Annotated in this window: 26 protein-coding genes; 12 read left to right on the top strand and 14 right to left on the bottom strand. The window is 71.8% G+C overall.

The window, feature by feature from the left end; translation table 11 throughout:
• The first annotated feature begins 110 nt into the window (after positions 1 to 110).
• The gene (locus ACLJOU_RS08530) at positions 111 to 2408 is read left to right on the top strand and encodes a PQQ-dependent sugar dehydrogenase (protein WP_410564838.1); all 2298 of its coding nucleotides are present in this window, start codon (positions 111 to 113) and stop codon (positions 2406 to 2408) included.
• Between the two features lie 31 nt (positions 2409 to 2439).
• Here ACLJOU_RS08530 and ACLJOU_RS08525 read toward each other — a convergent pair whose 3' ends face one another.
• The gene (locus ACLJOU_RS08525) at positions 2440 to 3930 is read right to left on the bottom strand and encodes a sigma-70 family RNA polymerase sigma factor (protein ID WP_410564836.1); all 1491 of its coding nucleotides are present in this window, start codon (positions 3928 to 3930) and stop codon (positions 2440 to 2442) included.
• Positions 3931 to 4249: 319 nt separating this feature from the next.
• Here ACLJOU_RS08525 and ACLJOU_RS08520 point away from each other — a divergent pair, with 319 nt between their 5' ends.
• The 7 genes from ACLJOU_RS08520 (at position 4250) to ACLJOU_RS08490 (ending at position 11164) form a co-directional block, all read left to right on the top strand.
• Positions 4250 to 5644: an alpha/beta hydrolase domain-containing protein gene (locus tag ACLJOU_RS08520; RefSeq protein WP_410564835.1), complete on the top strand. Its 1395-nt coding sequence runs from the start codon at positions 4250 to 4252 to the stop codon at positions 5642 to 5644.
• Positions 5645 to 5781: 137 nt separating this feature from the next.
• Positions 5782 to 6759: a 5'/3'-nucleotidase SurE gene (gene surE, locus ACLJOU_RS08515; RefSeq protein WP_410564834.1), complete on the top strand. Its 978-nt coding sequence runs from the start codon at positions 5782 to 5784 to the stop codon at positions 6757 to 6759.
• 154 nt (positions 6760 to 6913) lie between these two features.
• Positions 6914 to 8500: a fatty-acid--CoA ligase FadD8 gene (gene fadD8 / locus ACLJOU_RS08510; RefSeq protein ID WP_410564832.1), complete on the top strand. Its 1587-nt coding sequence runs from the start codon at positions 6914 to 6916 to the stop codon at positions 8498 to 8500.
• A gap of 78 nt (positions 8501 to 8578) precedes the next feature.
• Positions 8579 to 8968 carry a nuclear transport factor 2 family protein gene (locus tag ACLJOU_RS08505; protein ID WP_410564831.1) on the top strand — a complete coding sequence of 130 codons (390 nt, stop codon included), beginning with the start codon at positions 8579 to 8581 and terminating at the stop codon, positions 8966 to 8968.
• Positions 8969 to 8974: 6 nt separating this feature from the next.
• The gene (locus ACLJOU_RS08500) at positions 8975 to 9529 is read left to right on the top strand and encodes a PadR family transcriptional regulator (RefSeq protein ID WP_410564829.1); all 555 of its coding nucleotides are present in this window, start codon (positions 8975 to 8977) and stop codon (positions 9527 to 9529) included.
• A gap of 53 nt (positions 9530 to 9582) precedes the next feature.
• On the top strand, positions 9583 to 10773 hold the full coding sequence (locus ACLJOU_RS08495) for a hypothetical protein (protein WP_410564828.1): 1191 nt from the start codon (positions 9583 to 9585) through the stop codon (positions 10771 to 10773).
• Positions 10774 to 10903: 130 nt separating this feature from the next.
• Positions 10904 to 11164, top strand: coding sequence for a GlsB/YeaQ/YmgE family stress response membrane protein (locus ACLJOU_RS08490; protein ID WP_013225295.1), 261 nt, complete (start codon positions 10904 to 10906; stop codon positions 11162 to 11164).
• 42 nt (positions 11165 to 11206) lie between these two features.
• Here the strand turns inward: ACLJOU_RS08490 and ACLJOU_RS08485 are convergent, their stop codons facing one another.
• On the bottom strand, positions 11207 to 12313 hold the full coding sequence (locus ACLJOU_RS08485; protein ID WP_410564827.1) for a S1 family peptidase: 1107 nt from the start codon (positions 12311 to 12313) through the stop codon (positions 11207 to 11209).
• Positions 12314 to 12673: 360 nt separating this feature from the next.
• Here ACLJOU_RS08485 and ACLJOU_RS08480 point away from each other — a divergent pair, with 360 nt between their 5' ends.
• Complete coding sequence (locus ACLJOU_RS08480; protein WP_410564826.1) at positions 12674 to 12910, top strand: hypothetical protein; 237 nt, start codon at positions 12674 to 12676, stop codon at positions 12908 to 12910.
• Positions 12911 to 12972: 62 nt separating this feature from the next.
• A complete protein-coding gene (locus ACLJOU_RS08475; RefSeq protein ID WP_410564825.1) occupies positions 12973 to 13377 on the top strand; it encodes an ATP-binding protein in 405 nt (134 codons plus the stop codon).
• A 41-nt stretch (positions 13378 to 13418) separates the two neighbouring features.
• On the opposite strand, the gene ACLJOU_RS08470 is transcribed toward ACLJOU_RS08475, so the two are convergent.
• From ACLJOU_RS08470 to ACLJOU_RS08445, 6 genes are all read right to left on the bottom strand, one after another.
• Positions 13419 to 13964 (bottom strand): hypothetical protein, encoded by a 546-nt coding sequence (locus ACLJOU_RS08470; RefSeq protein ID WP_410564824.1) that lies wholly within the window; start codon positions 13962 to 13964, stop codon positions 13419 to 13421.
• A gap of 71 nt (positions 13965 to 14035) precedes the next feature.
• Positions 14036 to 15163 carry a hypothetical protein gene (locus ACLJOU_RS08465; RefSeq protein ID WP_410564822.1) on the bottom strand — a complete coding sequence of 376 codons (1128 nt, stop codon included), beginning with the start codon at positions 15161 to 15163 and terminating at the stop codon, positions 14036 to 14038.
• On the bottom strand, positions 15160 to 15495 hold the full coding sequence (locus ACLJOU_RS08460) for a hypothetical protein (protein ID WP_410564821.1): 336 nt from the start codon (positions 15493 to 15495) through the stop codon (positions 15160 to 15162). The genes ACLJOU_RS08465 and ACLJOU_RS08460 overlap by 4 nt, the downstream gene beginning before the upstream one ends.
• A 9-nt stretch (positions 15496 to 15504) precedes the next feature.
• Positions 15505 to 15999: a YbaB/EbfC family nucleoid-associated protein gene (locus ACLJOU_RS08455; RefSeq protein ID WP_410564820.1), complete on the bottom strand. Its 495-nt coding sequence runs from the start codon at positions 15997 to 15999 to the stop codon at positions 15505 to 15507.
• Between the two features lie 87 nt (positions 16000 to 16086).
• The gene (locus tag ACLJOU_RS08450) at positions 16087 to 16389 is read right to left on the bottom strand and encodes a DUF1905 domain-containing protein (protein ID WP_410564818.1); all 303 of its coding nucleotides are present in this window, start codon (positions 16387 to 16389) and stop codon (positions 16087 to 16089) included.
• 46 nt (positions 16390 to 16435) lie between these two features.
• Entirely contained in the window at positions 16436 to 17041 is a 606-nt protein-coding gene (locus ACLJOU_RS08445) for a hypothetical protein (RefSeq protein WP_410564817.1), read from the bottom strand.
• A gap of 137 nt (positions 17042 to 17178) precedes the next feature.
• On the opposite strand from ACLJOU_RS08445, the gene ACLJOU_RS08440 reads away from it, so the two are divergent.
• Entirely contained in the window at positions 17179 to 18831 is a 1653-nt protein-coding gene (locus tag ACLJOU_RS08440) for a glutamate--tRNA ligase (protein ID WP_410564816.1), read from the top strand.
• 18 nt (positions 18832 to 18849) lie between these two features.
• Here the strand turns inward: ACLJOU_RS08440 and ACLJOU_RS08435 are convergent, their stop codons facing one another.
• From ACLJOU_RS08435 to ACLJOU_RS08425, 3 genes are all read right to left on the bottom strand, one after another.
• Positions 18850 to 19236, bottom strand: coding sequence for a hypothetical protein (locus ACLJOU_RS08435; protein WP_410564814.1), 387 nt, complete (start codon positions 19234 to 19236; stop codon positions 18850 to 18852).
• Positions 19237 to 19351: 115 nt separating this feature from the next.
• Positions 19352 to 20113, bottom strand: a complete 762-nt coding sequence (locus tag ACLJOU_RS08430) for an ATP-binding protein (protein WP_410564812.1) — start codon at positions 20111 to 20113, stop codon at positions 19352 to 19354.
• Entirely contained in the window at positions 20110 to 20247 is a 138-nt protein-coding gene (locus ACLJOU_RS08425) for a hypothetical protein (protein WP_410564811.1), read from the bottom strand. The genes ACLJOU_RS08430 and ACLJOU_RS08425 overlap by 4 nt, the downstream gene beginning before the upstream one ends.
• Before the next feature lie 314 nt (positions 20248 to 20561).
• On the opposite strand from ACLJOU_RS08425, the gene ACLJOU_RS08420 reads away from it, so the two are divergent.
• On the top strand, positions 20562 to 20954 hold the full coding sequence (locus ACLJOU_RS08420; protein ID WP_410564809.1) for a hypothetical protein: 393 nt from the start codon (positions 20562 to 20564) through the stop codon (positions 20952 to 20954).
• Positions 20955 to 20963: 9 nt separating this feature from the next.
• Here the strand turns inward: ACLJOU_RS08420 and ACLJOU_RS08415 are convergent, their stop codons facing one another.
• The 3 genes from ACLJOU_RS08415 to ACLJOU_RS08405 all read right to left on the bottom strand — a co-directional run.
• A complete protein-coding gene (locus ACLJOU_RS08415) occupies positions 20964 to 21368 on the bottom strand; it encodes a ChaB family protein (protein ID WP_410564808.1) in 405 nt (134 codons plus the stop codon).
• 178 nt (positions 21369 to 21546) lie between these two features.
• Positions 21547 to 21849 (bottom strand): integrase core domain-containing protein, encoded by a 303-nt coding sequence (locus ACLJOU_RS08410; protein WP_410564807.1) that lies wholly within the window; start codon positions 21847 to 21849, stop codon positions 21547 to 21549.
• Positions 21833 to 22191 (bottom strand): IS30 family transposase (locus ACLJOU_RS08405; protein WP_410564806.1); only part of this gene is annotated, 359 nt, incomplete at its 5' end. The genes ACLJOU_RS08410 and ACLJOU_RS08405, both read right to left, overlap by 17 nt.

Raw genomic sequence — 22191 nt, 5'->3', positions numbered from 1 at the left:
TTACGCGATTCGTGCACATTCTCGCCTGGGGTGTAACACCTTTCGGACTTCCGGCGCCATACGGGACGGCGTCCGCGCCAGTCCGGTCCCCGCCGCACGAGGAGTTCGTGATGGGATTTCGTCGTTTCCCGGTTTCCCGAAGATCAAGACGCGCACTGGCAGCGGGGGTGGTCGTGCCCCTCGCCGGCGCGCTCGCCGTGGCCGTCGCGGCACCCGCCGCCGCCGTGCCCGCCGGCTTCACCGACACGGTCGCCATCGGCGGCCTCAGCTCGCCGACCGCCGCCGCCTTCGCGCCCGACGGACGGGTGTTCGTCGCCGAGAAGAGCGGCCTGGTCAAGGTGTTCGACTCCCTCGCCGACCCGACGGCGACCGTGTTCGCCGACCTGCGCACCCCGACCCAGGACTTCTGGGACCGCGGCCTGCTCGGGCTGGCGGTCGACCCGGCCTTCCCCGCGCGGCCGTACGTCTACGTCTCCTACACCCTCGACGCCCTCCCCGGCGGAACCGCGCCGAAGTGGGGCGACACGTGCCCGACGCCGCCCGGCGCGACCGACTCCGGCTGCGTCGTGACCGGCCGCGTCTCCCGGCTGACGATGGGCCCGGACGGAACGGCCGTCAGCGAGAAACCGCTGGTCACCGACTGGTGCCAGCAGTTCCCGAGCCATTCGGTCGGCGCGCTGGCCTTCGGCCCGGACGGTGCCCTGTACGCGGGCGGCGGTGACGGCGCGAGCTTCAACTTCGCCGACTACGGCCAGGTCGGCAACCCCTGCGCCGACCCGCCTTCGCCCGCCGGCACGAACCTCGCCCCGCCGTCGGCCGACGGCGGCGCCCTGCGGTCGCAGTCCCCACGCCGCGCCGCCGGGCAGCCGGTGCTGCTCAACGGCGCGCTCCTGCGCATCGACCCCGACACCGGCGACGGCCTGCCCGGCAACCCCTTCGCGAGCAGCGCCGACGCCAACGCCCGGCGCATCATCGCCTACGGCTCGCGCAACCAGTTCCGGTTCGGCTTCCGGCCCGGTACGAGCGAACTGTGGGCCGGTGACGTCGGCTGGAACACGTGGGAAGAGATCAACCGCGTCGCGGACGCCGGCGACGCCGTGGCGGAGAACTTCGGCTGGCCCTGCTTCGAAGGCGCCGCCCGGCAGGCCGGCTACGACGGCGCGAACCTCGACCGCTGCGAATCGCTGTACTCGGCAGGCGGCCAGACCGCGCCGTACTACGCCTACAACCACAGCGCCAAGGTCGTGGCGACCGACCCGTGTCCCACCGGTGGCTCCTCGATCAGCGGGATCGCCTTCGAGTCGGGCAGCAACTACCCCGCCGAGTACGCCGGCGCGCTGTTCTTCGCCGATTCCTCGCGCGGCTGCATCTGGGCGATGCAGACCGTCGCCGGGCAGCCCAGCCCGAGCAAGCTGGTGCCCTTCGTGACCGGCGTCAACACGCCGGTGCAGCTGCTCACCGGTCCCGGCGGCGACCTGTTCTACGTCGCGCTGGGCAGCGGCGAGCTGCGCCGGGTGAGCTACGCCGGCGGCACCAACCGGCCGCCGGTCGCCGTGGCCACCGCGACGCCGTCCAGCGGGCCGGCGCCGCTCACCGTGCAGTTCGACGGCACCGGCTCCACCGACCCGGACGCCGGCGACACGCTCGCCTACGCCTGGGACCTCGACGCGGACGGCGCCTACGACGACTCCGCGGACCCGCGTCCCACCTGGACCTACCCCACCGCCGCGGCGGTCGACGCCGGGCTGCGGGTCACCGACTCCCACGGCGCGTCGGCGACCACGACCGTGCGGGTGACCGCCGGGACCCCGGCCGGGCTCGACCCGGTGCCGGTGATCGACAGCCCGGCGGCCACGCTGACCTGGTCGGTCGGGCAGACCGTGCCGTTCTCCGGCCGCGCCGTCGACCCCCAGGACGGCGAGCTGCCGCCCTCGGCCCTGTCCTGGCGGCTGGCCATCCGGCACTGCGCGGCCAACGGCACCTGCCACACCCACAACGTCCAGGACTTCCCCGGCGTCGCCGCGGGCTCGTTCGTCGCCCCCGACCACGAATACCCGTCGTACCTGCAGCTGACGCTGACCGCGACGGATTCGACCGGCCGGACCGGGTCGAAGACGATCGACCTCCAGCCGAAGACGGTGACGCTGAACTTCACCTCGAACCCCAGCCAGGCGACCCTCACCGTCGGCGGGATCCAGCAGCGCACGCCGTTCTCCCGGACGGTCATCGCCGGATCGGCCAATTCGATCAGCGCGGACAGCCCGCAGAACCTGCCTCCGCTGAACCTCAAGTACGCCTTCAGCAGCTGGGCGCACGGCGGGGCGCGGACGCAGAACGTCGTCGCACCGGCGACGGGGGCCACCTACCAGGCGAACTACCGGCTCTGCTGGCTGCTGCAGCCCTGCTGAGCGGGGTGACCCGGCGCCGCGCGGCGCCGGGTCACTCGCCGGGGTTCTCCGTCTTTTCGGCCTTCTTCGACTCTTTCGCGGACTCCTTGGCGGCCTTCGACGACGACTTGGCCGCCTGCTTGGACTCCTTCGCGGCCGGGTCGTTCCCGAGGCCGTTCCCGTTGTTGCCGTTCCCGTTCCCGTTCCCGTTGTTGCCGTTCCCGTTCCCGTTCCCGTTGTTGCCGTTCCCGTTCCCGTTCCCGTTCCCGTTGTTGCCGTTCCCGTTCCCGTTGTTGCCGTTGCCGTTGTTGCCGTTCCCGTTCCCGTTGTTGCCGTTCCCGCTGTTGCCGTTGCCGCTGTTCGCGTTGCCGCTGCCCGCCGCCGGAGCGGCGGGGTCTGCGGCCCCGGTCCCGGCCGGCTCTCCGGCGGGTTGGGCCCCGGTCGTCTCCACGCCGGAAGCGCCGGACCCGGACGTTCCCGCCGCGCCCGGGGTCGGCGCGACGCCGCCCGGCGGCACGCCGGGTCGCGAGCCGGCCTGCGGCCCGGTCCGCACGGGCTGGGTCGTCGTGCCGTCGCTGCCGAACAGCGGCGGTGGGGCGTCGCTCGACGTGCTCGCCCCGATCGTCACGGTCGTGACCAGGGCCGCGCCCGCGGCGGCGACCTTCGCCGCCGTCGCCCACGACAGGGCGGACGCGCCGGTGCCGGTGGCCGTCGCGGTCGCACCGGAGCCGGCGAGCGAGCCGGTGGTGGACAGCCACTGCGAGACGATCGGGACGCCCAGGATGAGCGGGGCGACCGTGGCGGGCAGTTCCTCGTTGAGCCGGCGGAGCCCGGCGGCCAGCTCCCGGCAGTCCGGGCAGCGGTCGAGGTGCGCGGCGATCCGGTGGGCCTTGTGGTCGGAGATGCCGTCGCGCACCCACCGGGCCAGCTGGCCGGAGATGTTCTTGCAATTGCGCCGCCGCGCCTCGGGAACGTGCTGGTCCAGGTAGGCCTGGCGCAGGCCCTCACGGGCGCGGTAAGCGAGCGCGGCTACGCCGTTCGGCGTCATCCCGAGGTCCTCGGCGATCCGGGCGGGTGACTCGCCGTCGATCTCGGTGCGCCACAGCACCGCCCGCCACCGCTCGGGCAGGCTCGCGAAGGCGTCCGCGGCGACCGTGGCGTGCAGCCGGTTGCCGACCGGCTCGTCGCTCCCCTCGCCCGGCAGGACGTCCGGTACCTCGGCCACCACCGAGACCGCCGCGTCGCGCCGGCGCCAGCTGATCATCGTGTTCCGGATGGTCGTCAGCAGGTACGGCCGGAAATCCTCGTCCGGGCCTTCGCCGGAACGCAGAATCCGCAGTACCCGGGTGAACCCCTCGGCGATGAGGTCGTCCCGCTCCGCCCGGTCGGCCGCGATCGCGGCCGCCACCCGGCGGGCGGCGGCGAGGTGCCGGTCGTACAGCTCGCCGTACGCCGCGATGTCGCCACCGCGGACCGCCGCTATCAAGACCGCGTCGCTCGGGACGTCCGTCGTCCCGGCCACCGCCGGCGCCACTTCGGTCACCACACCCCCTCGCCGTGCGCATGCACGTGCAGAACGTCCCGAGATAGTCGCGCAACGAGTGACGCCTGCGCAAGGTTGCGGCCGGGAAAGCACTTTCCGAAGTTTTGCGGCAAGCGAGTGCCGGCGGCGTGGACTTGTCACATCCCTGAGCGGTCCCGGGTGGCTTACCCCCGGTTCGCGCACGCTGCGTTGCCCCCGCGATTACCGGCGGGTAAAAGACAAAGGCGGTGGCCGGACCGGCCGCCAGGCAATGTCCGATGTGGACGGTACGGAAGCCGGGAGCCGCTTTCGCACCGCCGACCACCAGAAGGGTTTACCCATGCGCAGAGCCCTGCTCGTGCTGCTGACCGTGCTCCTGCCGTCCGTCCTGCTCACCGGGACCGCCCACGCCGGGCCGTCCGCCGCACCCACCGTTTCGGCGGTGCCCGCGAACGCCGGGCGCGGCTGGCCGGTCAGCGGCGCCCAAGGCGTCCTGGACCTCGCCGCCCGCGGGTACGTCGAGGAGGAATACCTGCTGTCCGGGCAGGCGGACACGTTCGACCAGGTGGGACTGTGGACCGAAGACGGCCGCTGGACCACCCGCGTGGCCAGTACCGGCAACCCCTACACCACCCGGCTGGTCGTCGTGCGGCCCCGCGATGCCGCGCGGTTCAACGGCACGGTCGTGGTCGAATGGCTCAACGTCAGCTTCGGCGTCGACATCCCCGTGGACTTCTCCCAGTCCTACGAGCACTTCGTCCGCGAGGGCTACGCCTACGTCGGCGTGACGACCCAGAAAGCGGGGGCCGACAAACTCAGGAGCCTGGACCCGGCGCGGTACGCCGCGGTCGACCTCAGCGGGGACGCGCTTTCCTACGACGTGTTTTCCCAGGCCGCGCAGGCCGTCCGGGCGAACCCGCAGCTGCTGGGCGGCCGGACGCCGTCGGTCGTCCTGGCCACCGGGCACTCGCAGTCCGCGCTGCGGCTGACCACGTACGCGAACGCGATCCAGCCGGTGCGGCACAGCTACGACGGCCTGATGATCCACGGCCGCGCCGCCCTCGCGGCCCCGATCGGCGACGGCGTCACCGGCCCGCTGTCGGCCCGGATCCGCACCGACCTCGGCGTGCCGGTGTTCGTCCTGCAGTCGGAGACCGACGTCGTCGCGTCGGCCTCGGTCCGGCAGGACACCGCACTGGTGCGCACCTGGGAGGTCGCCGGCACCGCGCACGCCGACCAGTACGGCCTGAACCTGTACAACGCGGCCAACGCCCGGGACCGGTCGATCAACGACGGCGCTCCGACAACGTGCGACAAGCCGGTCAACAACATGACCTTCCGCTACGCGGAAAACGCGGCGTTCCGCTACCTGGACCGCTGGGCGCGCGGCGGCGCGGCGCCGCCGACGGCGGCGCCGATCGCGATGCTGTTCAACCTCGTCATCCTGCGCGACGGCGACCAGAACGCCCTCGGCGGCGTCCGGCTGCCCGACCTCGACGTCCCGGTGGCGGCGTACTCCCCCAACAACAGCGGCGGCAACGTGCCGGGCGCGTGCCTGCTGCTGGGCACGACGACACCGTTGTCACCGGCGCGCATCCGGCAGCTGTACCCGGACCACGCCGCGTACGTCGCCGAGTTCACCGCGGCGGCGGACCGGGCCCTGCGAGCGGGCTACCTGCTGCAGCCCGACCACGACGAGGCCGTGGCCCGGGCGCAGGCGGCGCCGGTGCCGTAACCGTCCACAAAGGATGCTCTTGGCGAACCCGTCCCGGCCTCGGGGCGGGTTCGCCGTGGGATCGAGCGAAACACCCCCTCGCCACCACCGTTCCCGCTAGCCTGGCCCTCCGATTCCGAACGAATGAGGAGGTGTCGATGCGGTACAAGGCTTTGCGCGTCGCGGTCGCGGCGGCGGTGGCGCTGTCGCTGGCCGGGCCCGCCCAAGCCGACCCGCGGCCCGATCGACCGGTTTCGCTGGGGGGCAAGAAGGTTCTGCTGATCAACGACGACTCGGTGCAGGCGGCGAAGCCCGACGGGTCCGACGGGCGGGGCATCTACGTGCTCCGGCGGGCGTTGTGCCGGGCCGGCGCGGACGTGGCGATCGTCGGCCCCTGGGCGTCCCAAGGGGCGAAGAGCCGGTCCACGGCGGGCTCACCGGCGGCGTCCGTGGCACCGCCGCTGGCGGTGCCGGCCGAGTTCGCCGCGGACTGCGCGGACGCGCCGGGCCACGGCCTGGTGCTCGGGGCGTGCCAGGGCAGCGCCCCGTGCGGCCCGGGCAGCCCGTCGATCACCCCGGCGGACGTGGTCGAACTCGCCCTGACCGGCGTCCTGCCCCAGCGGCTCGGCTGGACGAAGGGCCCGGACCTGGTGGTGTCCGGGGTCAACGCGGGACCGAACACCGACGTCTCGGTCAACCTGTCCGGCACGGTCGGCGCGGCCACGGCGGCGGTCGAGCGGGGCGTGCCGACGGTGGCGGTCAGCGCGGGCACCCGCGTGGCGCCCCCGCCGTCGACGGAGACGTACGCGGCCGCGGCCGACGTCGTGGTCCGGCTCCTCGCCTCGCCCCGCGTGTGGACGTTCGTGCGGGACATGGTGCTGGTGAACGTGAACCAGCCGGACGTCACGCCGGGCGCGGCGCCGTCACCGGTGCGCTGGACGAAGGTCGGCCGCGTGGCCCAGGGCCGGGTGACGTACGTACCGGCGGGCGACGGCACGTACCAGCTGTCGTACAACCCGGTGACCCCGGCACCGGAGTTCGAGCCCGGCAGTGACACGAAGGCCCTGTTCGACGGGTACGTGAGCATTTCGGCGGTGGCCGTCGACCGCGGTTACCCGGGTCGGCTGCCCGGCTGAGGCGGCTGCGGGGGACGCGCGCACGCCCGGCGCGTCCCCCGGACCAGCGCTGAAACCTGTTCCACCGGATCCCCCAGCTGACAAACCCGCTCCGATCACCGTATCGTGTCGGAAACAGAAACGTGTTCTAGTCTGGCACCGTGGAGGGACCGGGATGGACGAGCAGGCGATGCGGTATCCGAACCACCTCGGCCACCTGGTCGTCTCAGCCCTGAAGCGCCACCGGGACAAGCCGGTCATGGTGCTCGGCGACACCACGATGACCGGGGGCCGCACCGCCGAGCAGGTCAGCCAGTACGCCCAGGCCTTCGAGGCGCTCGGGGCGGGCACCGGCGCGCCCGTCGCGCTGCTGTCGCTGAACCGGCCGGAAGTCCTGCTCATCATCGCCGCCGGGCAACTGCAGGGCTCGCGGCGCACCGCGCTGCACCCACTCGGGTCGCTCGACGACCACGCCTACATCCTCGCCGACGCCGGTATCACCACCCTGATCATCGACCCCGTGCCCGCCTTCGTCGACCGCGCGCTCGGCCTGCTCGAGAAGGTGCCGGGCCTGACCAAGGTGCTGACCATCGGGCCGGTGCCGGAGCCGCTGGCCCACGTCGGCAAGGACCTGACCGCGACCGCCGCGACCTTCGGGCCGCAGCCGCTCGTGCCCGCCGTGCTGCCGCCGGACCAGGTCGTCTCCATCACCTACACCGGCGGGACGACCGGCAAGCCCAAGGGCGTCATGGGCACCGCGCAGGCGATGACCACGATGACGCAGATCCAGCTCGCGGAGTGGGAGTGGCCGGAGGCGCCGAAGTTCCTGATCTGCACCCCGCTTTCGCACGCCGGCGCCGCGTTCTTCGCCCCGACGCTGCTCAAGGGCGGCTCACTGGTCGTCGTGCCGAAGTTCGACCCCGCCGACACGCTGCGCATCATCGAAGAGCAGCAGGTCACCGCGACCATGCTCGTGCCCACGATGCTGTACGCGCTCATGGACCACCCCGACTCGCGCACGCGCGACCTGTCTTCGCTGCAGACGGTGTACTACGGGGCCGCGTCGATCAACCCGGTGCGCCTGCGCGAGGCGATCGACCGGTTCGGGCCGATCTTCGCGCAGTACTACGGCCAGTCCGAGGCCCCGATGGCGATCAGCTACCTCGCCAAGAGCGACCACGACGACGCGCGGCTGGCCTCCTGCGGCCGTCCGTCGGCCTTCCTGCGCACCGCCCTGCTCGACGCCGACGGCAACCCGGTGCCGCCCGGCGAGCCCGGCGAGATCTGCGTGGCCGGCCCACTGCTCGCCGGCGGTTACTGGAACCTGCCGGAGGTGACGGCCGAGACGTTCCGCGACGGCTGGCTCCACACCGGCGACGTCGCCCGCGAGGACGAGGACGGATTCTGGTTCATCGTCGACCGGGTCAAGGACATGATCGTCACGGGCGGGTTCAACGTCTTCCCCCGCGAGGTGGAGGACGTGGTGGCCGAGCACCCGGCGGTCGCCCAGGTCGGCGTGATCGGCACCCCGGACGAGAAGTGGGGCGAAGCGGTGACGGCGGTGGTGGTGCTGCGGAAGGACGCGGACGGCGACCTCGAGCGCCTCACGGCGGAGATCCAGGCGGCGGTGCGCGAGCGCAAGGGCCCGGTGCACGTACCCAAGCAGGTGATCGTGGCGGAGTCCCTGCCGATGACGGGGCTGGGCAAGCCGGACAAGAAGGCGTTGCGCGCCCGGTACGAGCGTCACAGGGCCGCCGTGTAGGCCGTTATACAGCGGCTCGCTGACGCGGAGGAGGTAGACTCACCGAGCTAGTCAACAAATTGAGTAGGCGAGGTGGGCATGAGCAGCTTCCGCAAAGCCGTCGAGGCACGCGATCCGGACGCCATGGCGGCGACGCTGGCGGACAACGTCGTGTTCCGGAGCCCGGTCGCGTTCAAGCCGTACCCGGGCAAGGCGATCACCGCCGCGATCCTGCGCGGCGTGCTGCGCGTGTTCGAGGACTTCCGGTACGTGCGCGAGCTGACCGGCGGCGACGGCCGGGACCACGCCCTCGTCTTCGAGGCCCGGATCGGCGACGTGCGGGTCGAGGGCTGCGACTTCCTGCACCTGGACGACGACGGCCTGATCGACGAGTTCACGGTGATGGTCCGGCCCCTTTCGGCGGCGCAGGCGCTGGCGGCGGCGATGGCGGCCCAGTTCGAGCAGATCCAGCGCGAAGCACTCAACTAGTTGAACATGGCACTGCGACACGCGCTGATGGCGGCGCTGCTCGAAGGCGAGGCGTCGGGCTACGACCTGGCGAAGGGCTTCGACGCCTCGGTGGCGAACTTCTGGGCGGCCACCCCGCAGCAGCTCTACCGCGAGCTCGACCGGATGGCCACCGACGGTCTGGTGCAGGCCCGGGTGGTCCACCAGGAGCGGCGCCCGGACAAACGGCTGTTCTCGCTGACCGAAGCCGGGCGCCGGGCGCTGCACGCGTTCACGGCCGCCCGGCCCCGGCCCGGCGTGATCCGCGACGAGCTGCTGGTGCAGGTGCAGGCCGTGGACGCGGGCGAGGGGACGGCGGTCCGGCGCGCGCTGGCCGAGCGGATGGCGCGCGCGGAAGCCAAGATCGCCGGCTACGAACGGCTCCGCACGCGCCTGCTGGACGGCCGCTTCGAAGACGACTACCTCGCCGAAGCCGAGCGGGTCGGGCCGTACCTGACGCTGATGCGGGGGTTGTCGTTCGAGCGGGAGAACCTGCGGTGGTGCGAGCACGCGCTGAAGGTGCTGGAGCGCCGGGCACCCTGAGGCTCGATTCCGGTTGTACGGCTCTTGTACGCCCCGGGCCGACGATGGCACCCATGTCATTGCACCGACGATTCACCTACGCCGCGCTCGCCGCGGGGGTGGCCGTGGGCACGTTCGCCACCCCGGCGGCCGCCGCGGCCGGGCCGGTCACCCTGGCCGCCGACCAGTACACGCTGACCGCCGACTACAACCGGTTCGACGCGGTGAACAGCGCTCTGGTGTCCACGCTGGGCACCGCGGCCGTCCACACCGTGATGGCGAACGCCAACCACGACCGCACCGCGCTGCCGTCGTCGTTCTCGGTGGCCGGGCTCTCGACCGGGTTCCGGTTCGACAGCGGCGACAACTCCGACTGCGCCAGCTACCCGCAGGGCATCACCACCAGCCGCGACGCCGTGGGGACGGCGAACGGCGGCAACTACGACGGCCACCAGCTCGTCGCCGTCAGCTGGTACACCAAGGACGGCTGCGACGGCGCCCAGCAGCGCAGCCGGATCACCCTGGTCGACTGGGACGCCGACTACCCCAACGCCTACCGCAAGATCCTGCTGGTCGAGCCGACCGGCACCGCGGACGCGCCGGACTTCAAGGACATCCCGATCCACGCCGGCGGCATGTCCTGGTACGGCGACTACCTCTACGTCGCCGACACCGGCAAGGGCATGCGCGTGTTCGACATGCGCAAGATCCTCAAGACCGACAGCGGCGGCACCGCCGACCAGATCGGCCACCAGAGCGGCAGCACGTACTACGCCCACAACTACGCCTACGTCCTGCCGCAGGTCGGCACGATCACCTCGAAGACGACGTCGGGCACGAACCTCTCGTGGTCGTCGATCTCCCTCGACCGCGTCAGCAAGTCGATCGTGATGACCGAGTACACCTGCTCATCGGGCTGCACGGACTACCCGAACCGGGCGCCGCGGGCGATCCGCTACCCGTTCGCTTCGACCGGCACCTTCGCCGCGACGACCACGGCGAGCCAGGCCCTGCAGCTGCCGTGGTACAAGCTCAACGGCGTGGCTTCGCACAACGGCCGCTGGTGGTTCAACTCCTCCGGCTCGAAGCAGCTCCACTACTGGAAGCCGTCGGCCGCGCCGTCCACGTTCGCCTGGGTCGGCAGCGGCGAGAGCCTCTCGTACTGGGAGGACGACACGAGCGCCGACCTGCTCTGGTCGCTGCAGGAAGGGGCGGGCAACCGCAACGTCTTCGCAGTCACCCAGGCCACCTACGGCGGCGGCTGAGCCGCCGCCGTGCCGCCACGCCGACGCGAACCGGTGAGATCCGGATCACGTCGGCGTGGCTCGCCGCGCTCGGGGGGCCGGTGCCTGCCATCCTGTGCCGTCAAGAGCTAGCGGACGAGAGGACAACCCCGTGGGCATCATCGCGTGGATCGTGCTGGGTCTCATCGCCGGGGTGATCGCGAAAGCCCTCATGCCGGGCAAGGACCCGGGCGGCTGCATCATCACGATCCTGCTGGGCATCGCCGGCGCGTTCGTCGGCGGCTGGGTGGGCAAGACGCTGTTCCACACGCAGCTCGGCACCTTCTTCGACCTGCGCACCTGGGGCCTGGCGATCCTGGGCGCCCTGATCATCCTGGCCGGCTACCGGCTCATCTTCCACCGCCGGGACTGACCGGCGGCTGGCCGGAGGCACCCGCCCCCGGCCGGCGCCGGTTCAGTTCAGGGTGACGCCGTAGGCGCTGAGCGCCTCGCCCACCGGCTGGTAGTAGGAGCTGCTCCCGCCCTTGCCGGAGGTGATGCCGAGGCCGACGCTGCCGGCGAACAGGCAGCCGCCCGAGTCGCCGGGGTTGACCAGCGCACTGGTCTGGATCAGCTGGTAGACCGAGCCTTCGGCGTAGTTCACCGTCACGTTCGTCGCCTGCACCGAACCCGAGGTGAGGTGCGTGGTGCTGCCGCTCTTGCTGATCCGCTGCCCGACGGTCGCGGTACCGGCGGAGCTGATCCGCTGGGTGGAGCCGTTCCAGAGGGTGACCGCGCCGGGTGCGCTGCCGGTCGTATTGCGGATGAGCCCGTAGTCGTTGGTCGGGAAGCTCGCGCCCTGGGACGGGCCGACGTTCCACTGCGACACCGCGCGGGTGCAGTGACCGGCGTCGATGATGTAGTTCTGGCCGCCGCGGTTGGTGTTGAAGCCGACCGAGCAGCGCACCCCGCCGCCGGTGATGGCCTCGCCGTTGTAGATCGCGGTGTGCATCTCGCCGGCGACCCGGTCCACGCGGACCCGGTCGCCCAGCGCCGCCGCCGCCTTCAGCAGGGCGTCGGTGCCCTTGGCGGCGTCGGCCACGGTCACCACGACCTGGTTGGCCTTCGCGTCGAGCCCGATCGAGGTGTGCGCCACCGCGGGCAGCGCCTGGAGCGTGTCCTGCGCGCTCGCCAGCGCGGCACTGGAGTGCTTGACGAGCCGGGCCTGCGCACCGGCCTGCTCGGCCTGGACGGCGGCGGCCTGGTCCAGCACGTTGACGACGGGCTTGGCGGCGGCGTCGAGGTAGCCGTCGGCGGCGCGGGTCCCGAGCGAGGCGGTGACCCGGTGCAGGGTGTCGACACTGGCCGCCTGGGTGCGCAGCAGGGCGACGGCCGCGGATCCGCTGATCCCCGCCTCCGTGGCGAGGGAGGCCACGGCCTCCTGCTGCACGGTGGCGGAGTAGCCGTCGATGGTGGTGGCCGTGGCCGAGACGGGGGTGAAGAAGCCGAGGGCCGCGGCGGCGGCCACGAGGGTGGTGGCGGAGCGGGCGAGGAGGTGGCGTCCCGGGGACGTTGTGCGCATGCCGGTAACTAACTTTCGCGGTCGCGGGGCGAAACCGGCGCGCGGGGGTGGCGGCGCCGGACGAGCCGGCGGCTGGGGCCGGCACCGGTCGTTCCGGTGGGTCGAGGGTGATCCGCGGCCCCGGGGGCCGGTACCGACTTTCGTCGGACAGGACAAAAGATAGATACCGGGCAATTCGCCCGACCGCGGTTCGCGCAAAGCAACCGGACAGCGGGGGCGCGGCCGTCAGCGGAGGTGTTGCCGCGCAGTACTCCTTGAGCTGAAGTGAAGGAAAATCCGCTGTTCGTCCGAAGGTGTTCGGCGGTTCGCCTGACTATGCTGGACGGCGGCAAGACGTTCGGTTCCGGGAAGACGCGCGACATGAACGACCAGCGGCAGGTGCTCGTCCGGGCGGAATCCCGCCACGTCACCGTCTCCGACGCGCACGGCGGCCGTGAGACGCTCACCTACCCGGGTGTCACGCTCACGCGCGTGATCGCCGGCATCCCGGACGAGAAGATCTGGCTCCCGATGGGCGAGCGCCCCAGCGAAGTCGACGACGAAGCCCTCATCGAAGCCCTGCGCGCGGCGTTCCTCTGGCGCAGCGGACGGCCCTAGCCAACTCTTTCGAGTAAAAGCTCCTCCCGCGGGTAGCCCTGCGCAGAAGGAGGAGCCGCACGGTGCAAGTGAACTGGGGCGCGGCCCACGAGCCGGGCTGGCAGGTGCTGGACGTGGCCGGAGCCGACCCCGCGGGTCTGACGTCCGCGCGCCGGTGGGCCGAAGCCAAGCTGGCTTCGCTCGCCGAAGCGGACCGGGTCGACGCCGTGATCGTCGTCGGCGAACTGCTCGAGAACGCCTATGTCCACGCCACCGGCCCCCGCCAGCTGCGGCTGCACCTCGAGCAGGATCCGTGCGTGGTCACCGTGGCGGTCGCCGACACCGGCACCGGCGAACCGCGGCTGCGGGTCCCCGGCCGCACCGGCGGCCGGGGCCTGCTGCTGGTCGACGAACTCTGCCTCGCCTGGGGCGTGAGCCACCACGACGACGGCAAGATCGTCTGGGCCCGCCTGGCCTGCGCGGACTGACTGGGCCGCCGTCGCCCGCGTGCTGCCGGACACGGCTCGGCCTACCGGCGGCCGGTCCAGTGGACGGTGGCCGGCGGCTCGAAGTACCTCCGCAGGTGCTGTTCCTCGGACCGGCCGTGCAGCGGGAACCGGAAGGTCGAACCGTCCGGCCAGGTCAACGTGCGCTGGGGGAAGTTCAGCGACGGAGCCTGCGGCTGCCGCGCTTCCCACACGATCCGCGGCGGGGGCGCGTCGGCCGGGTCGGTGAAGGTCGTTCCGGTGTCCACCACCGCCAGGCACGACGGCGAGCACACCAGCCACGGTCCCTTCACCGAGGGGAGCCGGTCGGCCAGGTCGAGCGCCATCGCGTTCTTCGGGCCGGACACCCGGACCTCCCGCTGGAACGGCCGTCCCGGCGCGCCGCCGTTCACCAGGGCGAACACCGAAAACACGGCCGTGCCGATCCCCCGCAGGACGTTCCGGAAGAACCGCCGGACCAGCCGCGTTCCCTCGACCGTGCCGTCCTGGCGACGGCCGGGCACGGCGAAACCGACGTCGGTGTCCCCGAGGCGCAGCACGATGACCGGCTCGCGCCACCGGTCCCGCATCAGCGCTTCGACACCTTCGCGGAACCCGGGGCGGACCTGGGCGTCGGCCGACCAGCGTTCGACGTGCTCGCTCAGATGTCGAGGTCCCGGCGCGTCTCCTCGGGGCTCCGGTCCCCGCCGATCTCGCTCTTGTCGAACCACGGTTCGTCCCCCTCGGGTGTGACGGCTTCCTTGCCTTCGGCGAACGCGCCCTTGCCCGCGCCGATGCCGGCCTTCACGCCCGCCCCGGCGAGGAACGGCTTGACGCCGGCGGAGGTCCCGAACATCGTCGTGAGCGCCCGGTTGCTCGGCTGCCAGCCCTCGGCGGCCGCGCCGAAGCCGAACTTCGTCTCGCCCGGCATCACGCCGACGCGCAGCTTGCGCGTGAAGACTTCGAGCTTCCCGGAGTACTTGACCAGGAACTCCATGAACGAGTCCAGCAGCTTGCCGAACTTGCCGAGGTAGCGCGTCACCTTCTGCAGCACGCTGGCCGCCTTGGCGATGGACGCGGTCATCGCGGCCGCGACCGAGCCGCCGAAGCTGATCACCGACGCCGCGAGCGCGGGCAGCCACAACGTGATCAGCCAGGACACCAGCTCGGTGATGATCCCCTTGATCACCTCTTCGATGACCACCATGACCATCGACCACATCTGCAGCACCTCGGCCACCGAACCGGCGGCCGAGCCGATGCCGCGGATCCCCGAGGAGAAGTCGCCGAGCGCTTCCTTCGCCGCGTTGCCGGCGTTGTCCACCCACTCGGCCAGCGCGGTGTCGCCGGTGCGCTCGAAGTCGTCGGCCAGCGCGACGAAACCCTGCGCGATCGTGACGAAGTTTTCGGACGCGTGCCCGATGGCCGGGCCGTCGCCGGTGACCTGGTGCAGCGCGTCCTGCAGCGGCTGGACCAGCTCGAGCAGCATGTTGAGGCCGTGGCTGACCAGCCACCCGATCGGGTCCATGGCGAAGGTGACCATGTCGCCGGCGGCCGCGCCGACGAACGCCGCGCCGTCACCCACCAGCGCCGCGCCCGCGGACGCCAGCTCACCCGGGTTGTCGGCCTCCGCAGCCTGCCGGGCGTGCTCGCCGATCTTCTTGCCGGCCTTGTAGGCGGTGCCGGCCACCGGCACGTACCCGGCGGCGCGGTCCAGGTTGACGCCCAGGCTCTCGTCGTAGGGCTCGACGTCCAGCGCGTCGGCGATGCTCTTCTTCGGCTCGGTCATTCGCCCTGCCCGATCGCGTCGATTTCCGCTTCGTACCGCCCGAAGGTGACCTTCCCGGCGTCTTCCATCCCCTGGTACATCTCCGCGGCCCTGGTGAGCTTGGTGGTGAACCCGTCCACGCCGTCCTTGAGGTCGGTCAGCAGCGAGCGCAGCTCGGCGAGGCGCTCGGTGTAGCCCTGCTTGGCGAACAGGCCGACCAGCCCCCACGCCTCGTTCGTCACGTCGGCGGCGTCGATCTTGGCGCCGAACTTGTCGGCTTCCTGCTCGTAGAACGGCAGCTGCCGGGCGTAGGCGGAGATCGCGCCGATGTTCGTCTGAATTCCGTCTGGCATCGCGGTTCCCTAGGATCGGCGAAGGATGGGGCCCTGGCCGAAGTCGTCGTCGTCCTCGGCGGCGGGCCGTCGGGCGGGCCGCGACGGCTGCCGCGGCTGTGGCTCCGACGCGGGCGGGGCCGCGGCGGTTCCGAACGCCTCCGTCTGGGCTTCGCGCACCTGCGCCGAGACGTCCACGCCGAACGCGTCGCCGAAGGTCTCGTCCACGATCCCGGCCTGCTGCTGCGCGGCCCCGGCCACCGCCCGGCGGATCGTGTCCATGATCGTCGTCGCCAGCTGACCGGCCTCGACGCGGGTGGCCCCGGCGGTCAGCCGCAGTCCCGTGACGGTGCCCCCGGCGCCCGCGGTGACGGTGACGGTGCCGTCGGGCGAGGTCGCGGTGGTTTCCAGCCGGGCGATCCGCTCCTGCATGTCACCGACACCGGCGAAGCGGGCCTCGGCCTGCCGCACCTTGCGCTGGAAGTTCTGGAACTGGGCGATCAGCTCGTCCATCTGGGCGGACATCGTGTCTCCCTTTGTGCGGTTCGGGGCGGGTGTCCGCATCATGGCAGATCGGGTCCGCCGCCGATCGCGTTTCGCCGGATCGCGCGCTCAGGTGTCGGCGAGCTCCACGGTCACGGTGCAGACGTCGCCCACGTCGAGGCCTTCGGCTTCGCGGACGGCCCGCTTGACGGGGAGCACGTAGGTCCCGCGCTTGCCGTCCGGGAAGATCGACGTCTGCCAGCGGGTGGCGCCGAGGGTCGCCCGGACGCGCACCGAACCGAAGCCGCGGCGCGGCCCGGCGTGGCGCGCCCGGATGTCGTCGGACGCCTCGGCGGGCAGGCTGACGAAGGTCCAGCTCTCGGTGCGCCGGGCGGCCCATTCCCAGAGCTCGGCGTCGAAGACGATGTCCACGTCGGCAGTGTCACACGGGGGACCGACAGTTTCCGCCGGGCGCCGGTCAGCGGCAGGGCGGCCGGTAGCGGTCGATGCGCAGGCCGCGGAACTCCAGTTCGTTCGGTGTCTTCCCGACGAACACCAGGCCCCGCGCCTCCGCCAGCGCCGAGGCGAACGAGTACGACGGCTTGCCCAGCTCCGGCAGCCACGTCCACCGGTGCGGCGAGAAGCCGAAGAACTTCGTGACCAGCCGGCCGCCCGTCGAGGGCACCGGTGTCAGCCACTTGTCGCCGCCGCTCCAGTGGGACGCCGGGCGCAGCTGGACGTACAGGTCGTCGGTCGCGCGGTAGGTCAGCAGGAACCCCGCCGACCGGGACAGGTCGGCCTGCGCCTCGAACCGGTTGCCCAGCCACACCACGGCCACGTGCCACTCGGCGTTCAGGAACGTCACCTTCGCCGCGTACCGGCGCCCCTCGGGCACGAGCAGGCTCCCGGTAGCCGGGACGGTCGTCCCTTCGCCGCTGGCCAGCCACTGCTGCAGCCGGTCGATCGACGGTGTCGCGCACTCACGGCCCGGCGACGCGGTGGCCGGCGCCGTCCCGATGAGCGGGAACACCAGGAGGGCCGTCAGGGCGGAAAGCGTTCTGGCGAAAGGGAAACGACCGCGCATTCCCGGCAAGCTAGCACCGCCGGCCGCCGAGCACCACCTGCCCGGGCGCCCCCGCGGGCCGCACGGCTAGGCTCTTCGTCGGCGAAAACGACCACTTTCGCCGAGGCAAGTGCACCACGACGCGGGGAGAACACCCAATGCTGGACCGAGCGGTCATCGACGCCCTTTTCCCTGCCGACCTGCCCGAACCCGCGCACTGGGAGCAGCAGTACCCCGCCCGGCAGCTGCCCGAGGGCGCGCTGGTCACGCGCCTGGGCCCCTCCCCCACCGGGTTCGTGCACCTCGGCGGCATCTACGTCGGTCTCATCGACCAGGACGTCGCCCGCCGTTCCGGTGGCCGGTACCTCGTCCGCGTCGAGGACACCGACCAGTCCCGCGAGGTCGAAGGCGCCCTCGAGCAGTTCGAGCGCGGCTTCTCCTACTTCCACCTGGCCGCCGACGAGGACCTCCACCGCGGCGGCGACTACGGCCCGTACCAGCAGTCGGCCCGCGAGCGCATCTACCTCACCTACGTGCGCGACCTCCTCCGCCAGGGCAAGGCCTACCTCGACTTCGCCACCAAGGAAGAGCTGGCCGCCATCACCCAGCGGCAGCAGGCGACCAAGCTGCCCACCGGCTACTACGGCAGCTGGGCGATCTGGCGCAACGCCGACCCGGCCGACGTGCAGGCCAAGCTGGACGAGGGAGCGCCGTACGTCGTGCGGTTCCGCGCCCCGGACGACACCGGCGCGCGGGCCCGGTTCACCGACGCCATCCGCGGGCCGCTGGAGGCCGAGGCCAACCGCAACGACGTCGTCATCCTCAAGAGCTCCGACCAGAGCCCCCGGCTGCCGACGTACCACTTCGCCCACGCCGTCGACGACCACCTCATGCGGGTGAACCTGGTGATCCGCGGCGACGAGTGGATCTCGTCGGTCCCGGTGCACCAGCAGCTGTTCGAGGCCCTCGGTTTCGAGCCGATCACCTACGCGCACATCGCGCCGCTGATGAAGCAGGAGGGCGGCAGCAAGCGCAAGCTGTCCAAGCGCAAGGACCCGGAAGCGTCGGTCGACTTCTTCATCGAGGCCGGCTACCCCGCCGACGCCGTCCTGTACTACCTGCGCGGCCTCGTCAACGGCCGGCTCGCCGAAATGCCGCTGGAGCAGGCGCTGACCGAGCCGATCAACCTCGACGAGTGCGGCGTCGCCGGCCCGCTGGTCGACCTGGTCAAGCTCGACGACATCGCCGCCGACCACATCGCCACGCTGCCCGGCGCCGCGATCCTCGACGCGGTCCGCACGTGGGCCGAGCGGTTCGACCCCGAACTGCGGCGCGTCCTCGACGAGGAGCCGGACCTGGCGCTGCGGGCGCTGGCGGTCGAGCGCGAAGGGGCCGAGAACCCCCGCAAGGACCTCAAGAAGTGGAGCGAGTTCCGCGCGGTCTACGGCTTCTTCTTCCCGCAGCTCCACGCGGCCGTCACCGGGCCCGACGACGAGCGCATCGCGGCGCTCGGCGTGGATCCGGCGGTCGTCCAGGCCGTGGCCCGCGACTTCGTCGCGGACTACCGCCAGCTCGACGACGGCCAGGAGTGGTTCGACCAGATCCGCGCGGTCGCGGCCAAGCACGGTTTCGCCCGCAACGCCAAGGAGTTCAAGAAGAACCCCGAGGGCTTCCCCGGCTCCATCCGCGAGGCGTCCCAGATCATCCGCATCGCGCTGACCGGGTCGACCCGCAGCCCCGACCTGCACGCGATCACGCAGGCGCTGGGTCAGGAAGAGGTTCTCGGCCGGATCGCCGCGCTCACCAAGTAGCGCTGCCGGGGGCTCCGGTCAGGCGCCGGAGCCCTCGCCCTCCTCGAACGGCTGGAAACCGAACCGCACCACGCTCACCGGCCGGCCCGCACCGCCCCCGCCGTCCGGCACCGCGGTGACCACGCCGGCCGCGTCCTCGCCGTCCAGGCGGGCCAGCAGGCGCGCCAGGGCCTCCGGTGCCCCGACCGGCTCCGCCGGGGTCTGGATCAGCGTGCGGTGGAGGATGCCGACGTCCCAGCCGTCCGCGCTGCCGCTGCCGGCCGGCGCCCGCACGGTGGCGTCGAGCAGCCAGCGCGGCGGCTTCCCGGTCAACGCCGGAGTCGCGTGCGCCGTCAGGCCGACGACCTGGTCGGCTCGGAGGAGGCCGTCACTGAGCGTTGCGATCCACACCTTGGTCAACCCCATGGATCAACGCTTAACAGGCCGGCGCCGGGCTCGCAATCCCCCGGCGGCTCTCTCGGCCCCGAGCGCGTCGGCGAACAGCATCGCGAGGCGGTCGCTCGGCCTCCGGGCCGGCACGCTACCCGGCCGGGCGGTCACCAGCGGTGCCGGGAAGGGAAAGCAGCACGGCCCACACGACCTTCCCCCCGGCCCACGACCGGCTGCAACCCCAGGTGCGGGCGATCTGCGCGACCAGTTTCAGCCCCATCCCCGGCGCGAACGGGGACAGTCGTTCGAGCAGCATCGCCGGCCGCGCGTCCTGGTCGGCCACGGCGACGGTGCACACCCCGCGGCGCAGTTCCAGCCGCAGCTTCGGCTGGGAGGCGGTGTGCCGGAGCACGTTCTCCGCCAGTTCGGTCGCGATCAGCCGGGCGTCCTCGGCGAGTTCGGACACGTCCCACTCGGCCAGCTTCGCCGTGACGAACTCCCGGATCCGCGCCGAAGTGCCTTCGGCGCACGGGAACACGCGCTCGCAACGACGGCGCACCGGGTGGTCCAGCGCGGCCGTCGCCGCCGCCAGGTCGGCGCGGACCGGGAGGTAGCGGTCGACCACGTGGCGGCTCAGCAGGCTCTGGTGGCCGGGCCCGGCGACGACGGTGAACGGGATGCCCGGCCAGTCGCCGATCCGCATGGCGACCAAGGAGAAGACGCTCACCAGCGACGGGTCGCCGATGACCAGGTCGCGGATGTCGGCCACCAGCCCCTCCGGCGCGTCGGTGGCGATCTTGAGCAAGCCGTCGCGCACCACCGGGTACGAACGGGGGTTCAGCTCACCGGTGACCCGGACGACGGTCGCCTGCTCGTGGCGGCCCAGAGTGAGGTGGACGGCGGTGCAAGTCATGCCGGTGTCGTTCCCTCCCCGGCCCGGTCGGGGGTGCCGAGCGGGAAGCGGCCCTTCTGCAGGACGGTCCGCAGCGCCTTGACCCCGCCGGCCGAGGCGCCGACGACCACGAGGTCTCGCCGGAAGGGCGGCACCGCGCCCACCTCCTCACCCTGCACGTCACGGTAGTGGAGACTGCGTGTTACTCGGGGTAACCCCGAGCGCGCGAGCTAAACACCGGATTGCCCGCAGCCGATGAGGAGACCTCCGCGGTCAGCAGGAGGTGCCGGGCGCCGCGGGCAGATCGGCGGGCAGCGGGGCGAAGACCTGCGTCAGCGCTTCCAAGCCGCCGCCCGAGGCAATGGGATCCGTCGTGGTCGGGCTCCGCCCCGCCGACCACCGGACCGTCCTCGCGCGGGACGTGAGATGCTCGTCCGCGCAGGCAGGCCGAAGGCGGGAGGCGCAGCGGGTGACCACCTGGATCGACGTGATCAACTTTGTCCGGACGCGGTACGAGGTCCTCGAGGAATCGGAGGGGTGGCTGCGGTTCCGGCTGGAGGGCCCGCGGGACCGGACGCAGCAGGCGACGGTCCACCACCTCCCCGAGCTCGACGGCGGCTCGTGGATCGAGATCTCCTCGCCGGTCGGCTGGGCGGACAAGCTCGACCTGCGGCGGCTGCTGGAGCTGGCCGGCGCTTCGGCCGTCGGCGGCGCGGCGGTGGTCGACGGCGTCGCGCTGCTCAAGCACACCGTGCCCCTGGAGGACCTCAGCATCCAGCAGGAGTTCGAGCGCCCGCTCAAGGCGGTCGTCGCCCGCGCGGACGCGTTCGAGCACGAACTCACCGGCACCGACGAGTTCTGACGCTTCGGCTCACTTCGCGCGGCGAGCCCGGTCCGTCCGGCGCCGGTTCTCCTTTTCCAGCGCGGTGACGAGCTCCTCTTTGGACATCCGCGACCGGCCCGGGATGCCGAGCTGCTTGGCGCGCTCGTAGAGGTGCTGCCGGCTCGCGGTGGCGTTGACGCCGCCGCGGGTCGGCTTCTCGGGCTGCCCCGCTCCCCCGGCGGCCTGCTCGTCGGAGGGACCGGGTTCGGGTTTCGGCTCCCAGTGGTCGCCGACCTTCTCGAAGGTGTGCTTCAAGGCGGCGAAGGCGGTCTGTTGCGCCCGCCGGCCGCGGCCGTAGGTCTCGAGGGCCGAGTCGTGCGCGGCGACCCACGTGTCCTGGGCCTTGCGCGGCGACCGCAGCAGGGTGCTGGGCAAGTCTTCGCGTCCGGGCATGTGGCCCCGGTTACCCGCGAGCCCGGCCCCCGAAACGACCCGGCTCCCCGGCACACCCCGAGTCGTCCCTCCAATCACGCGTGATGCCCCTCCAATCACGCGTGATGACTCTCCAATCACGCGTGATGCCTCTCCAATCACGCGAGTGGAGTTGCCCCGGTGAGGCGGACACGGGGTTTCAGGCAGCCAGGGCCTGACGATAGTAGGTTCGGGCTTCGGCTGGGGTGTTCTGGCCGATGGTGGAGTGCAGCCGGTGGTGGTTGTAGTAGTGCAGCCAGGTGAATACGTCCTGGCGGGCCGTGGCGCGGGTGGGCCAGATCGTGGTGCCGATTTCGGTTTTCAGCGTGGCGAAGAAGGCTTCGGCGACGGCGTTGTCGTAGCAGGACCCGACGCGCCCGACCGACGGCCGGATTTTCTTCTCGGCGAGGGCGGTGCGGAACTGGCCGGAGGTGTACTGGGCGAGTTCAATCGGTCGATGCAACACCGGGTTGTTGCAGTGAGCGTAGCTGCTCGGCGAAGACTTCGGCCGGGGTTCGCCAGTCGAGGATCTTGCGGGGCCGGTTGTTGATCGTGTGAGCGACGGCTTCGAGTTCCTCGGCCGACCATCGGGACAGATCGGTGCCCTTCGGAAAGTACTGGCGCAGCAGGCCATTTGTGTTCTCGTTGGTCGGTCGCTGCCATGGCGAGTGCGGGTCAGCGAAGAAGACCCTCGTCCCCGTCTCAAGGGTCAACTGCGCGTGCGCGGACAGTTCCTTCCCGCGGTCCCAGGTGAGGGTTTGTCGTAGTTGCTGCGGTAGTTGTGTGATCGAGGCAGCTAACGCGG

Source organism: Amycolatopsis sp. cmx-4-61 (assembly GCF_046548775.1).
Lineage (GTDB): Bacteria > Actinomycetota > Actinomycetes > Mycobacteriales > Pseudonocardiaceae > Amycolatopsis.
Note: the sequence above shows the minus strand (reverse complement) of the source record. Positions and strands in the feature narration are given on the sequence as shown.